11 protein-coding genes and 1 pseudogene are annotated in these 13836 nt (G+C 72.1%); 8 read left to right on the top strand and 4 right to left on the bottom strand.

Features of this window, described 5'->3' with window-relative positions:
- Window positions 1-5 precede the first annotated feature (5 nt).
- From trhP to C665_RS14405, 3 genes are all read left to right on the top strand, one after another.
- Window positions 6-1424, top strand: a complete 1419-nt coding sequence (gene trhP, locus C665_RS14395) for a prephenate-dependent tRNA uridine(34) hydroxylase TrhP (RefSeq protein WP_012586255.1) — start codon at window positions 6-8, stop codon at window positions 1422-1424.
- A gap of 160 nt (window positions 1425-1584) precedes the next feature.
- A complete protein-coding gene (locus C665_RS14400) occupies window positions 1585-2253 on the top strand; it encodes a DsbA family oxidoreductase (protein WP_004316751.1) in 669 nt (222 codons plus the stop codon).
- 64 nt (window positions 2254-2317) lie between these two features.
- Complete coding sequence (locus tag C665_RS14405; RefSeq protein WP_004316752.1) at window positions 2318-3154, top strand: EcsC family protein; 837 nt, start codon at window positions 2318-2320, stop codon at window positions 3152-3154.
- Between the two features lie 445 nt (window positions 3155-3599).
- Here the strand turns inward: C665_RS14405 and C665_RS14410 are convergent, their stop codons facing one another.
- The gene (locus tag C665_RS14410; protein WP_040829355.1) at window positions 3600-6167 is read right to left on the bottom strand and encodes an EAL domain-containing protein; all 2568 of its coding nucleotides are present in this window, start codon (window positions 6165-6167) and stop codon (window positions 3600-3602) included.
- 162 nt (window positions 6168-6329) lie between these two features.
- Between C665_RS14410 and C665_RS14415 the strand changes: the two genes are divergently transcribed.
- The 5 genes and pseudogenes from C665_RS14415 to C665_RS14435 form a co-directional block, all read left to right on the top strand.
- Window positions 6330-7526, top strand: a complete 1197-nt coding sequence (locus C665_RS14415) for a glycosyltransferase (RefSeq protein ID WP_004316754.1) — start codon at window positions 6330-6332, stop codon at window positions 7524-7526.
- 77 nt (window positions 7527-7603) lie between these two features.
- A complete protein-coding gene (locus C665_RS14420; protein WP_004316756.1) occupies window positions 7604-7807 on the top strand; it encodes a heavy-metal-associated domain-containing protein in 204 nt (67 codons plus the stop codon).
- A gap of 72 nt (window positions 7808-7879) precedes the next feature.
- Window positions 7880-9388, top strand: coding sequence for a 3'-5' exonuclease family protein (locus C665_RS14425; RefSeq protein WP_004316758.1), 1509 nt, complete (start codon window positions 7880-7882; stop codon window positions 9386-9388).
- Window positions 9389-9773: 385 nt separating this feature from the next.
- Window positions 9774-10160, top strand: coding sequence for a group II truncated hemoglobin (locus C665_RS14430; RefSeq protein WP_004316760.1), 387 nt, complete (start codon window positions 9774-9776; stop codon window positions 10158-10160).
- Window positions 10043-11059 (top strand): annotated as a pseudogene (locus C665_RS14435) (DMT family transporter); the annotation flags it as partial. The gene C665_RS14430 and the pseudogene C665_RS14435, both read left to right, overlap by 118 nt.
- Here C665_RS14435 and C665_RS14440 read toward each other — a convergent pair.
- The 3 genes from C665_RS14440 to C665_RS14445 all read right to left on the bottom strand — a co-directional run.
- Window positions 11044-12591 (bottom strand): DASH family cryptochrome, encoded by a 1548-nt coding sequence (locus tag C665_RS14440; protein WP_083854711.1) that lies wholly within the window; start codon window positions 12589-12591, stop codon window positions 11044-11046. The pseudogene C665_RS14435 and the gene C665_RS14440 sit on opposite strands and share 16 nt — an antisense overlap.
- Window positions 12592-12657: 66 nt before the next feature.
- Window positions 12658-12810 (bottom strand): DUF2256 domain-containing protein, encoded by a 153-nt coding sequence (locus C665_RS20325; protein WP_004316769.1) that lies wholly within the window; start codon window positions 12808-12810, stop codon window positions 12658-12660.
- Between the two features lie 12 nt (window positions 12811-12822).
- On the bottom strand, window positions 12823-13836 hold a 1014-nt coding region (locus C665_RS14445), incomplete at its 5' end, for an FAD-binding domain-containing protein (protein WP_004316770.1).

A 13836-nucleotide genomic window follows, 5' to 3' on the forward strand; every position in this document is an offset into this window, starting at 1 on the left:
CCCCGATGCCCGCCTCCCCCCCGGCCCCGCGCCGCCCCGAACTGCTCGCCCCCGCCGGCACCCTCGACATGATGCGCACCGCCTTCGCCTATGGCGCGGACGCGGTCTACGCCGGCCAGCCGCGCTATTCGCTGCGCGTGCGCAACAACCACTTCGGCCAGCTCGACACGCTCGCCGCCGGCATGGCCGAGGCCCGCGCCGCCGGCAAGCTGTTCTATCTCGTCGCCAACATCTATCCGCACAACGCCAAGCTGCGCACCTTCGAGGACGACATGGCGCCGGTGATCGCGCTGCAGCCCGACGCGCTGATCATGGCCGACCCCGGGCTGATCCTGATGGTGCGCGAGCGCTGGCCCGAGCTGCCGATCCACCTCTCGGTGCAGGCCAACACTACCAACTACGCCTCGGTGCGCTTCTGGCAGTCGGTGGGGGTCAAGCGCATCATCCTGTCGCGCGAGCTGTCGCTGGACGAGGTCGCCGAGATCCGCGACGCCTGCCCGGACATGGAGCTGGAAGTCTTCGTGCACGGTGCGCTGTGCATCGCCTACTCCGGGCGCTGCCTGCTGTCGGGCTACTTCAACCACCGCGACCCCAACCAGGGCAGCTGCACCAACTCCTGCCGCTGGGACTACAAGCTGCACGAGGCCGCCGAGGACGCCGCCGGCGACGTGCAGGCCTGCGGCGGCGCGCCGATCGGCAACCCCAAGGACGCCGGCGCGGTCGGCACCGCCACCCGCAGCGCGCTCGACACCGCGCAGGGCCTCGCACTCGGCGGCGGCCCGCGCCACCTCGGCGGCAGCAAGCTGTGGCTGCTGGAAGAAGGCACCCGCCCGGGCGAGCGGATGCCGATCGAGGAAGACGAGCACGGCACCTACATCCTCAACTCGAAGGATCTGCGCGCGATCGAGCACGTGCAGCGCCTGGTCGAGATCGGCGTCGATTCGCTCAAGATCGAAGGCCGCACCAAGAGCCCCTACTACGTCGCCCGCGCCGCCCAGGGCTACCGGCGCGCGATCGACGATGCGGTGGCCGGGCGGCCCTTCGATGTACGCCTGCTCGGCGAACTCGAGGGCCTGGCCAGCCGCGGCTACACCGACGGCTTCTATCAGCGCCACTCCACCCCCGAGCAGCAGAACTACCTGCGCGGCCATTCCGAATCCGGGCGCAGCCTGCTGGTGGGCGAGGTGGTCGGCTGGGATGCCGCGCGCGGCCTGGCCGAGGTCGAGGTCAAGAACGGCTTCGGCGTCGGCGACCGGCTGGAGTTCGTACAGCCGGGCGGCAACACCGAGGCGGTGCTGGAGCGGCTGTTCGGCGCCGATGGCGAGGCGATCCAGCGTGTGCCGGGCAGCGGCCGGCGCGTCTGGCTGGCGCTGCCGGCGGATGCGGACCCGGCGCGACCCTGCTTCATCGCGCGCTTTCTGTGAAGTGCGACCACCGCCGGCCGGGCGCGGTCGTGTGTCGCCATCAAGGCGGGCTTCAACGTGGACGCGCGGTGTTCAGGAATCCTTTAACCTGAGCCCCGCCGCGGACGACGTGCCCGCATCCCCGCTTCCCCAGCCGTACATCGAAACTCACCCCCTCCCCATGATCCTGAACATCGACCTCGTTTCCGACTTCGTCTGCCCGTGGTGCTTCCTCGGCGCCGTCCGTCTCGACCGCGCGCTCGCCGAGCTGCGCGCGACGCGCCCCGACATCGAGCCGCGCATCAACTGGCTGCCCTTCTTCCTCAACCCGGACACTCCGCCCGCGGGCGAGCCCTACCGCGCCTTCCTGGAGGGCAAGTTCGGCGGCCCGGTGAAGGCCGAGGCGGTGCTGGACCAGATGCGCGAGGCCGCCGCCGGCGACGGGCTGCAGTACGCCTTCGAGCGCATCGCCACGCGCCCGAACACGCTCGCCGCGCACCGCCTGCTCTACCGTGCCCAGGCCCACGGCCACAAGCCGGAGCGCGTGCGCGCGCTCGCCCACGCGCTGTTCGCCGCGCACTTCCAGGAGGGGCGCGACATCGGCGACCTCGACACCCTGGCCGATCTCGCCGCCGCCTGCGGCGACCGCCGCGAACTGGTGCGCGAGTGGCTGGAGCGCGGTACCGATGCCGACAAGGTGCAGCGCATGGCCGCCGGGCTGCGTCGCCAGGGCATCGAGGGCGTGCCCTTCTTCATCCTCGACCGCCGCCTCAGCCTGTCGGGCGCACAGTCCGCCGCGGTGATCGGCGCCGCGCTGCTGCAGGCGCTGGAAACCGGCAAACCGTCCTGAGGGCGGGAACGCCCGCCGCCACCGACGCGTCTGAGCAGGGACACCCTCACCGGACCCGATCGCGATGAACGCAAGCCACGAAACCCGCCACATGCTCGACGCCGCCGACCTGCGCGCGCTCGCCGAGGCGCGCGTGCTGCTCGAGCGGCCCAGCCTGGCCGCGCGCCTGAGCAGCTTCGTCGGCAGCCCGCTGGAGAAGGGCATGGCGCGCCTGCCGGCGAGCTGGCGCGAGCGCATCGGCGGGCTCGCCCACGACGCGCTGATGAAGGCGATGGACACCGCCGCGAAGACCCTGCAGCCCGCCGCCCAGCCAGCCTCTCCGCGCCTGCACAAGCTGCTCGGCTCGGTGAGCGGCGCGGGCGGCGGCGCCTTCGGGGTCGCCGGGCTGACGGTGGAGATCCCGCTGTCGACCGTGCTGATCATGCGCTCCATCCTCGACATCGCGCGTGGCGAGGGCGAGGACATCGGCAGCGCGCAGGCGAGGCTGGCCGCGCTCGAGGTGTTCGCCCTCGGCGGCAACGCGAGCAGCGACGACGCGGCCGAGGCGGGTTACTACGCCGTGCGCGCGGCCCTCGCCACCACGGTGTCGGAGGCCGCGCGCCACTTCGCCCAGAAGGGGCTGTCGAGCGAAGGCGCGCCGGCGCTGGCGCGGCTGATCACGATGGTGGCGGCGCGCTACAAGGTGCAGCTCACCCAGAAGGCCGCCGGCATGCTCGTGCCGGGCATCGGCGCCGCCGCGGGGGCGACGATCAACCTGATGTTCATGGACCACTTCCAGGCCGTCAGCCGCGGTCACTTCACCGTGCGGCGGCTGGAACGCCGCTACGGCGAGGAGGCGGTGCGCGCGGCGTGGCAGGCGGTCGGACGCCCCCACCCCGGAAACCGTAGCGGTTTCCTGTAGGAGCGACGCCAGTCGCGATTCGGCCGTACGAAGACCGCGGCGCGTGGATTGCCGCCGATCGCGACTGGCGTCGCTCCTACGAGAACCGCAGCGCCGCGCTCCGGGACGACCGCCCCCGGCGCAGCCCCGGTAGGAGCGACGCAAGTCGCGATTCGGCCGTACGAGGACCGCGGCGCGTGGATTGCGGCCGATCGCGACTGGCGTCGCTCCTACGAAAACCGCAGCGCCGCGCTCCGGGACGACCGCCCCCGGCGCAGCCCCGGTAGGAGCGACGCAAGTCGCGATTTGGCCGTACGAAGACCGCGGCGCGTGGATTGTTGCGGCCGATCGCGACTGGCGTCGCTCCTACGAAAACCGCAGCGCCGCGCTTCGGGACAGCCGCCGCCGGCGCAGCCCCGGTAGGAGCGACGCAAGTCGCGATTCGGGCGGGCGAGGACCGCGGCGCTCAGCCCGCCGGCGGGTAGGCTTTGACGAACTCTTCCCAGGGCAAGGGCGGGCTGAAGTGGAAGCCTTGCGCCAGGTCGCAGCCCTGGCGGCGCAGCACGTCGAGGTGGGCGGCGGTCTCGACGCCCTCGGCGACCACGCGCAGGCCCAGGCTGTGGCCGAGCGAGACGATCGCCGAAACCAGCGCCGCGTCGCGCGTGTTGCGGTCGATGCCGCGCACGAACAGGCGGTCGATCTTGAGTTCGTCGATCGGAAAGCGCTTGAGATAGGCGAGCGACGAATACCCCGTGCCGAAATCGTCGATCGCCAGGCACACGCCGAGCGCGCGCAGATGGTCGAGGCGCGCGAGCGCGCGGTCGGTGTCGTCCATCAGCATGCTTTCGGTGAGCTCCAGCGTCAGGTCGCCCGGCGTCATGCTGGTCTCGGCGAGCACGCTGCCGACCATCGCGGCGAAGCCTTCCTCGCGGAACTGGCGCGCCGAGATGTTCACCATCATGTGCAGCGGTGCGCCGCCCGCCTCGCACCAGCGCCGGTGATGCTCGCAGGCGCTGCGCAGCACCCATTCGCCGATCGGCACGATCAGGCCGGTGTCTTCGGCGAGCGGGATGAAGTCGGCCGGCGACACCAGGCCGAGGTCGGGGTGGCGCCAGCGCAGCAAGGCCTCGACCGCGACCAGTTCACCTCCCTCGGCCTTCATCACCGGCTGGAAGTAGAGCTGCAACTCGTCGCGCGGCAGGGCTCGGTGCAGCGCGGTCTCGAGCGCGAGGCGCTCGAGCGAGCGCGCGTTCATCGCCGGCTCGAAGAGCTGGAAGCTGTTGCGCCCCTCGTCCTTGGCGCGGTACATCGCCACGTCGGCGTGCTTGACCAGGGTGTCGGCGTCGCGCGAGTCGTCCGGGTACACGGCGACGCCCACGCTGGTCGTCACCACCAGCTCGCGGCCCTCGACATTCACCGGGCGGCGCAGCTCCGCGACCATCCTGCGCGCCATCGTCGCCGCCTCGTCGGGGCCGGACAGGTTGTTGAGCACGACGAGGAACTCGTCGCCACCCATGCGGGCGACGGTGTCGTCGTCGCGCAGGCTGGCGCGCAGGCGGGCGGCGATCTCGACCAGAAGCTTGTCGCCCACCGCGTGGCCGAGGCTGTCGTTGATGCGCTTGAAGCGGTCGAGGTCGACGAACATCACCGCCAGCCGGCAGCGCAGGCGTGCGGCGTGGGCGAGCTCGACCTGCAGGCGGTCGTCGAGGAGGCGGCGGTTGGGCAGGCCGGTGAGCGGGTCGTAATAGGCGAGGTCGCGGATGCGCGCCTCGGTCTCCTTGAGCCGGCTGATGTCGGTGAACAGCGCCGCGTAATGGGTGAGCACGCCCTCGCGGTCGCGGATCGCGGTGATGTGCAGCAGCTGCGGATACACCTCGCCGGTCTTGCGCCGGTTCCACACCTCGCCTTGCCACTGGCCGTCGCCCAGCAGGCCGTCCCACATGCGGGCGTAGAAGGCGGGGCTCTGGCGGCCGGAGTTGAGTACCGAGGGATTGAGCCCGACGACCTCTTCCGGCGCATATCCGGTCATGCGCGTGAAGGCGGGGTTCACCGAGAGGATGCGCGCGTGCGCGTCGGTGACCATCACCCCTTCGAGCGAGCTCTCGATCACCTTCTCGGCCAGGTAGAGGTCGCGCTGCGAGGCGCTCAGCGCGAGGTCGCGCGCGCGCAGGGCGTCGTGCAGCTCATGCACGTACGCCAGCTCCATGCCGCTGAGGATGTCCTTGAAGCTGACCAGGTCGACCAGTTCGCCTTCGGCGTCGAGCACGCCGATGTGGCGGATGTGGCGCTCGGCGAGCAGCATGCGCACGCGGTACAGGCTGTCGTCGGCGCGGCAGGTGACGAGCGGCCGGCTGGCGAGCTCGCCGAGCGCGCGGTCGGCCGTGCGCTGCGCCACCAGCCGGGTGACGTCGCGCTCGGTGAGGATGCCGTAGCGACCCGCGGGCGCGGAGGCGTCTGCCGCGCCGTAATCCACCACGACCGCGTCCACCCCGCCCTCGCGCATGCGCCGCGTCGCCTCGCCCAGCCCCGCCGCCGCGGGCAGCGCATGCAGGCCGCCCTTGACCAGCGCATCCACCCGACGCAGCTTGAGGTAGTGCTCGATGCCCTGGTTCAGCACCACGTCGGTCTGCGACACGATGCCCACGCGCCGGCCGGTCTCGTCCTCGACCACGTAGTGGCGCACGTGCTCCTCGCGGAAGCGCACGGTCAGCTCGTGCAGCGGCGTCGCCGTCGACACCACGCGCACCGGCGAGCTCATCACGGCGCGTACCGGCAGGGCGAAGGTCGTGGGCTCGTCGAAATCCACCCGCAACGCGTCGCGCTCGGTCCAGATGCCCACCACACGGTCGTCCTCGACCACCAGGATCGAGCTCACCCGGCGCTCGCTCATGCGCCGCGCGGCCTCGTGCAGGGGCTCGTCCGGGGCGCACTCGAGCAGGTTGCGGCCGATGATCTCGCCGACGCGGGTCTCGTCGTTGCCGGGCATGGAGAAGGCCTCCTCGCTCAGGAGGCGGTCGGATTCAGGACGGTTCATGGGGGACTCGGCACAGGCTTTAGATTCTGTATAACGGCTCCAGCCGACTGAAACCTGAGGCGGCTGCGCACATTGTCGCACCCGTGGCCCGGCAGGCGGACCCCGGCTAACCCGCAGGGAGGCCTTCACCCTGCGGTAACACGCCCGGCGCATGCTGGCCGAATGATCCGCGTGCTGATGGTCTCCGACGTCTTCTTTCCGCGTGTGAACGGCGTGTCCACGTCGATCGCGACCTTTCGTCGCGCGCTTGCCGCGCAGGGCGTCGAGGTGCGCCTGATCGCGCCGCGCTACGCCGGCGAGGCCGAGGAGCCCGGCATCGTGCGCGTCGCGGGGCGCCGCCTGCCGCTCGACCCCGAGGACCGCCTGGTCGATGCGCGCGCGATGCATGCCGCCGCCCTGCGCGAGGCCGCCGTCTGCGACCTGGTGCACATCCAGACCCCCTTCCTCGCCCATCGTGCCGGACTGCGCGCCGCGCGCGCCCAGGGCAGGCCGGTACTGCTGACCTATCACACCTTCTTCGAGGAATACCTCCACCACTACCTGCCCTTCCTGCCCGCGGGCGTGCTGCGCGGGCTGGCGCGGCGGGTGTCGCGCACGCAGTGCAATGCGGTGGATGCGGTGGTGGTGCCCTCGACCGCGATGCACGAGCGCCTCGCCGGCTACGGCGTGCGCAGCCCGATGGAGGTCCTGCCCACCGGCATCCCGCTGCAGGACTTCGCCGCCGGCGACGGTCCGCATTTCCGCCGCCTCTACGACATCCCGGAAGATGCGCCGATGGCGCTCTACATCGGCCGCGTCGCGCACGAGAAGAACATCGGCTTCCTGCTCGAGGTCGCCACCCGGCTGAAGGCGCGTCGCCCCGACTTCGTCCTCGTGGTCGCCGGCGAGGGGCCGGCGAACGCCCGCCTGCAGCGCCAGGCGCTCGCCGCCGGGTTGGGCAGCACCGTGCGCTTCGTCGGTTATCTCGAGCGCCGTCGCCGCCTGCCCGACTGCTACGCCGCCGCCGACGTGTTCGTGTTCGCCTCGCGCACCGAGACGCAGGGCCTGGTGCTGCTCGAGGCGATGGCCGCCGGGCTGCCGGTGGTCGCGCTGTCCGCGATGGGCACCACCGACATCCTGCGCTCCGAGCGCGGCGCACGCATCGCGCCCGACCATCCCGACGGCTTCGCCGCCGTGGTCGACGTCGTGCTCGCCGACCCCCGCCTGCGTCGGCGCCTCGCCGCCGAGGCGCGCGGCTACGCCGCGGAGTGGGCTGACGGCGTGATGGCCGGGCGGCTCGCCGCGCTCTACCGCAGGCTGCTCGCCGCGCCGCAGTCTGTGCCGCCGGTGCACGCGTCGCAGGTCGTCTCCACCCGCTGAGACGCTGGGCAGGCGGCCCGGGCTTGCGCGCGTCCGTGCCTGCGCACAAGATGCGCCGATCGGACACGGAGCTGCCCATGAACACCACCACGCTCACGATCACCGGCATGCGCGACGAGGAGTGCCTGCGCCTGGTGACCAATGCCATCCAGGACCTGCCCGGCATCGGCTGGCTGGAGATCTCGCTCGCGACCGGCGCGGCCACCATCGAGCACGGCGCCTTCGTCGCCGAGGCCGACATCCACCAGGCCATCGAGGACGCCGGCTTCGGCGTGCGCTGAACACGGCGGGCACGGGAACCCGCGCGCCCGCGCACGCTCGAAGAGCGACCCCATCCGCCGGTTCGCTCCCTCTTGACGCCCACCCTCCGCAGCTTTCCCGGCGGCCTCGCCTTTGTCGACATCGAGACCACCGGCGGCCCAGCCCAACGCGAATCCATCACCGAGATCGGCATCGTCCAGGTGGACGAGGAGGGCGTGCGCGAGTGGTCGACGCTGGTGCGTCCCGCGTCGCGCATCCCCGAGACCATCCAGCGCCTCACCGGCATCGACGACGACATGGTCGCCGACGCACCGCGCTTCGAGGACATCGCCGACGAGGTCTTCGACCATCTCGACGGCCGCCTCTTCGTCGCCCACAACGCACGCTTCGACCACGGCCACCTGCGCGCCGCCTTCCGCCGCGCCGGGCTCGACATGCGGCCGCAGGTGCTGTGCACCGTCAAGCTGTCGCGCCGGCTGTTCCCCGACCACCGCCGCCACGGTCTCGACCACCTCATCGAGCGCCACGGCCTGGCGGTGGCCGACCGCCACCGTGCGCTCGGCGACGCCCGGCTGCTGTGGCAGTTCTGGCAGAGGATCCACGAACGCTTTCCGCCCGGTCACATCGATGCCGCGGTGCGCGAACTCATCGGCCACCCCAGCCTGCCCCCCCACCTCGACCCCGAGCAGATCGCCGACCTGCCCGACACGCCGGGGGTGTATCTGTTCTACGGCGAGCGCGGGGGCGAGAGCAGCCAGCCTGGGGGCAACGATGAAGCCGACGTCGAAGCCGAGGCCGATCCGCTCGGACCCGGCAGGGCGCGCACCGGCGCGCGCGACCGCAAGCGCCACGCGCCGCTGCAGGACTTGCCGCTCTACATCGGCAAGAGCACGCGCCTGCGCACCCGCGTGCTGTCGCACTTCGCCGCCGACCACAGCAGCGACCGCGAGCTCAGCCTCAGCCAGCAGGTGCGCCGCATCGAATGGATCGCGACCGCCGGCGAGGTCGGCGCGCTGCTGAAGGAAGCCGAACTGGTCAAGCGCCTGCAGCCCACCCACAACCGCCAGCTGCGCCGCAACCGCGAGCTGTGCACCTGGCGGCTCGCCACCGACATCGTCGGCGACTGGCGGCTGGAGCTGGTGCATGCGGCCGACCTCGACTTCGGCCGCCGCGACGACCTCTACGGTTTCTTCCGCACCCGCCGCGAGGCCACCAACCGGTTGCGCGCGCTCGCCCGCGACCACGCCCTGTGCCCGCCGCTGCTCGGCCTGGAGAAACCCCCGCAAGGTGCGCGCTGCTTCGACTTCCAGTTGAAGCGCTGCCGTGGCGCCTGCCACGGCGGCGAATCCCCCCAGGCCCACGCCCTGCGCCTGATCGAGGCCCTGCACGCGCTGAAGGTCGAGCACTGGACCTGGCCCGGCCCGGTCGGCCTGCGCGAGGGCGAGGCCATCCACGTCGTCGACGGCTGGCGCTGGCTCGGCACCGCCACCGACGAAGCCATGCTCGCCGACCTGCTGGAGGCCGGCCGCCCGGCCTTCGACCACGACATCTACAAGATCCTGGTCAAGGCGGTGAGGCGGCTGCCGGTGGTGCAGCTCTAAGGCGCAGCCACGCCCCCCGGGGGGCGGGGCACGAGTCGGGCGCAGCCGGCGCAGCATCCGGGATGCAAGGCGGATTCTGCAGGAGCGACGCAAGTCGCGATGGCAACGTCTGATCACCCGCCGAGACTCGTCGCAGCCGGGTGGCCGTCATCGCGACTCGCGTCGCTCCCACGGAAAACCGGCGCAGCCGGCGACGAGTGCGGTTTCGGATACGCCAGCCAGCCCGCTCCCGCGGCTGCAATCCGGCCGCGCCGGAGGTGGATGCCTCGCCGCGCGTACCGCCGGGCGCCGAACCGCGCAAGCGCTGCCCGAGTCTGCGACAATCCTGGTCGGTGCGCCTGGTTCGAGGTGCCGCAACCCCCCCCCACAGCCCCCGTGGACCACGATGGACCCGACCACCCCCTACGACACGATCGGCGGCGAACCCGTACTCGCCCGCCTGTGCGACCGCTTCTACGGCCTCATGGCCGAAACCCCGCAGTTCGCCGAACTGCGCGCGCTGCACCCCGAAGACCTGCAGGGCTCCCGGGACAAGCTCTTCATGTTCCTCTCCGGCTGGCTGGGCGGGCCGGACCTCTTCGTGCAGCAGTTCGGCCACCCGCGCCTGCGCGCCCGCCACATGCCGTTCGCGATCGGCACCCGCGAGCGCGACCAGTGGGTCGCCTGCATGCTGCTGGCGATGGAGGAGGCGGGAATCGCCGAGCCGATGCGCGAGCGCCTGCTGCAGAGCTTCTTCAAGACCGCCGACTTCATGCGCAACCAGCCGGGCTGAAGCCGCCCGCGGCCGCCCGGCGCGCCCGGCCGCTCCCGGTCCTGGCGCGCCGACGATCACCGCCGCCCACCCGTACCTTATCCGGAGCCGAATTGACCACGCCCCACCCCTCCCACTCCGACGCCGTCCGGGGCCTGCTCGCCGCACTCGCCGTGGTGGTGTTCTGGTCCGGCTTCAACCTCGTGTCGCGCTTCGGCGCCACCACCAGCTTCAGCCCCTTCGACATCGCCGCGATGCGCTACGGCGTCTCCGGCATGATCGCGCTGCCCTTCTTCCTGCGCTTCGTGCCGATGCGCGACTGGCCGCGCCATGCCGTGCTCGCCTGCGTCGGCGGGCTGGCCTACGGGCTGTGCGTGTATTGGGGCTTCGCCTTCGCGCCGAGCGCGCACGCGGGGGTTTTCGTGAACGGCGGCATCCCGTTCTGGACCATCGTGATCATGGCGGTGACGAGCGGCTTCCGCATCGCCCGCCCGACCGTGGTCGCCCTGCTGCTCTCGACCGCCGGCCTGCTGCTGATCGGCTTCGAGAGCCTGCTCGCCCCGGCGCAGGGGAGCGCCTGGATCGGCGACCTGCTCTTCCTCGCCGCCGCACTGGCGTGGGCGATCTTCGGCCTGCTGATGCGGCGCTGGCAGGTCAAGCCGCAGTTCGGCATCCTCGGCATCGCGAGCTTCTCGGCGCTGGTCTTCATGCCGATCTACCTGCTCTGGCTGCCATCCGGCATCGGCGCCGCAAGCTGGGGCGAGATCGCGCTGCAGTGCGTGTACCAGGGCGTGATCGCCTCCATGCTCGCCGCCGGCTTCTACAGCTACGCGGTGCAGAAGGTCGGCGCCGGCGAAGCCTCGATGATGCTGGCGCTGGTGCCCGCGTTTACCGCGATCGGCGCCTATCTGATCCTGGACGAGGCCCTCGGCACGACCACCATCGTCGGCATCGTGGTGGTGTCGGCCGGGGCCCTGCTCGGCGCGCTGCCGCCAGCGGCGCTGGCCCGCGTGCGCGGCTCGGGCTCGGCCCACAGCGCCCGATAGGCGCCGTCCGCGTCGTACATCGCCGCCTGCCGGTCCGGATCGAAGCGCCGCCCGCCACGCGGATCGGTGCCGCGGCCGGCGATGTAGAGCCAGTTGCCCTGGTTGCTATACACGTCGTAATCGACCAGCTGCGCCTCGAACCACGCCGCGCCGGCACGCCAGTCACAGCCGAGGTCGTGGATCAGGTAGCTGGCGACGATCTGGCGCATGCGGTTCGACAGCCAGCCTGTGGCCGCGAGCTCGCGCATGCCGGCGTCGATGAAGGGATGGCCGGTGCCGCCCACGCGCCAGGCCGCGAACGCAGCGGCGTCGTGCGCGGGCTGCGCTGCGCCTTCGTTCAGCCCGCGCGCCCGGTACAGACGGCGGCCGTGCTGCAGATGCAGGAGGCGGAAGTAGTCGCGCCACAGCAGCTCGAACCACAGCCAGTAGCTTCCGTCGCTCGGCCCCTGCTCGATCTCGTGGCGGCGCAGCGCGGCCAAGGCCACCCGCGCCGACAAGGCGCCCTGCGCCAGCCAGGGCGAGAACTTGCTGGAGAAGTCGACGCCGCTCAGCCCGTTGCGCGTCGCCTTGTAGTGCCGCGGCCGATCGCCGGCGAAATAGCGTGCCAGATGCGCGAGCGCCGCACGCTCGCCCCCGGCGAATGCCGGCTGCCACCACGGAAACGAGGCCTGTTCGCCGATTTCCACGGTGAGCGCATCGGCGGCCCCGCAGGAGCCCCCGTAGGAGCGACGCAAGTCGCGATTCCCCGGTTCCGCACGCTCCACCCCTGGCGAGCGCCCGGCGCAAGGATCGCGACCGGCCACCCCAGGCGAGCGCCCGGCGCGGAGATCGCGACTTGCGTCGCTCCTGCGGGGCCGTCGATCGAGCGGTGGCCACGGCGGCAGGGTCCGCGGCGCCGGCAGGGGCGCGGGCGGCTGCAGGCCGGCGGACTCCACTGCCTGGCGAAAGGCGGTGAACACCTTGGGCAGGCGCGCCGCCGCGAAAGGCAGCGCCGCGGGGTCGAGCAGGGTGGATTGCCATATCGCCTTGACCTTCAGCCCGGCGGCGCGTAGCGCGGCGAGCTCGTCCTCCTCCTCGGGTGCCGCGATCGCCTCGCACACCACCACGGCCGCCCCCACGGCTTCCGCGAGCGCCGGCAGCACCGCGCGCGGCGCGCCGTTCAGCTGCAGCAGCGCGCTGCCGCGCGCCCGCAGGGCCGCATCCAGGTCGCCCAGCGCCGCCTCCAGGAAGGCGCGCCGATGCGGCCCGCGGCGCACGAAGCCCCAGCGCGTCGGTGCATCGGCGGAGGGGTCGTGGCAATAAACCGGAAGCAGGCGCCCGGCGGACGCACAGGCCTCCACCAGCGCGAGGTTGTCACCCACGCGCAGATCGTTGCGAAACCAGAAGATCACCACGTCCGAAAGCATCGACACCCACCCGCAAAGCCCTCGAGGCCCGCCTGTTCTCCGCGGCCTGCCGCAAAAAGTCGTCGTTCAGCGCCCCGGCTTGCCATGCTCCCGCCGGCAGCGCTCCGAGCAAAAGCGCACCTCGTCCCACACGCGCTCCCACTTCTTCCGCCACGCGAACGGCCGCCCACACCCCGCGCATGGCTTCGTCGGCAGATCCCCCTTGCGCCGCATCCGCATCGCCTTGCCCCCTCAAAACCCCAGGTCCAGCTGTCCCGACGCCGACCCCGCCGCCGTCTTGCGCCGCCCCTGCGGCGGCTTGCGCGAGCCGTGGCGCTCGACGATGGCCGCCTTCGCCGCGCGCACCTCGGGCTGGGCGCGCAGTGCGTGGATGCGCGTCTTGGCGGCGCGCGTGGCGGTCTCCAGATCGACCACCGGCAACGCGATGTCCTCGCCGACGCGCACGCCGCAGCGCGCCTGTACCGACTCCGGCATGCGCCAGGGCTCGAACAGCCAGGTGTCCGGCACCCGCCGCAGTGCCGGCAGCCAGCGCCGCACGAACACGCCCTGCGGGTCGTGGTCGCGCGCCTGCTCGATCGGGTTGTACACCCGGGTGGTGTTGATGCCGGTGGTGCCGGACTGCATCTGCAGCTGGCTCCAGTGGATGCCGGGCTCGTAGTCGAGGAAGGCGCGCGCCAGCCACAGGCCGACCTCGCGCCAGTGCAGCCAGAGCGGGTAGGCCGCCACCGACACCAGCATCGCGCGCATGCGGAAGTTGAGCCAGCCGGTCGCGCGCAGCATCGCCACGCAGGCGTCGACCAGTGGCCAGCCGGTGCGCCCGCCCACCAGCGCGTCGAAATGCGCCTGGTTCCATTCCGGCTCGCGCAGGCCGTCGTAGCCGCGGTGCAGGTTGCGGAACTCCAGCGTCGGCTCGCTCTCCAGCTTCTGGATGAAGTGGCAGTGCCAGTACAGGCGGCTGAGGAAGGCCGCCAGGCCGGCGCGGCGGCGGTCGCCCTCGGGCAGCGCGGCGACGCGCGCGCGGGTGGCCTGCACCAGTTCGCGCAGGCTCAGGCAGCCCCAGGCCAGGTAGGGCGACAGCCGTGAGCACGCGGTGGGTGCCTTCAGCGGCGAGGAGATGCCGCCGCGGTATTGCCCGCTGCGCGCGTCGAGAAAGTCGTGCAGCACCTCCAGCGCCGCGTGCCGCCCGCCACGTTGGCGCCGGGGCGGCTCGAAGGCGTCGAGCCCGAGGGCCACGGCCGCCGGCGC

The organism is Thauera aminoaromatica S2 (genome assembly GCF_000310185.1).
Taxonomy (GTDB): Bacteria; Pseudomonadota; Gammaproteobacteria; order Burkholderiales; family Rhodocyclaceae; genus Thauera; species Thauera aminoaromatica.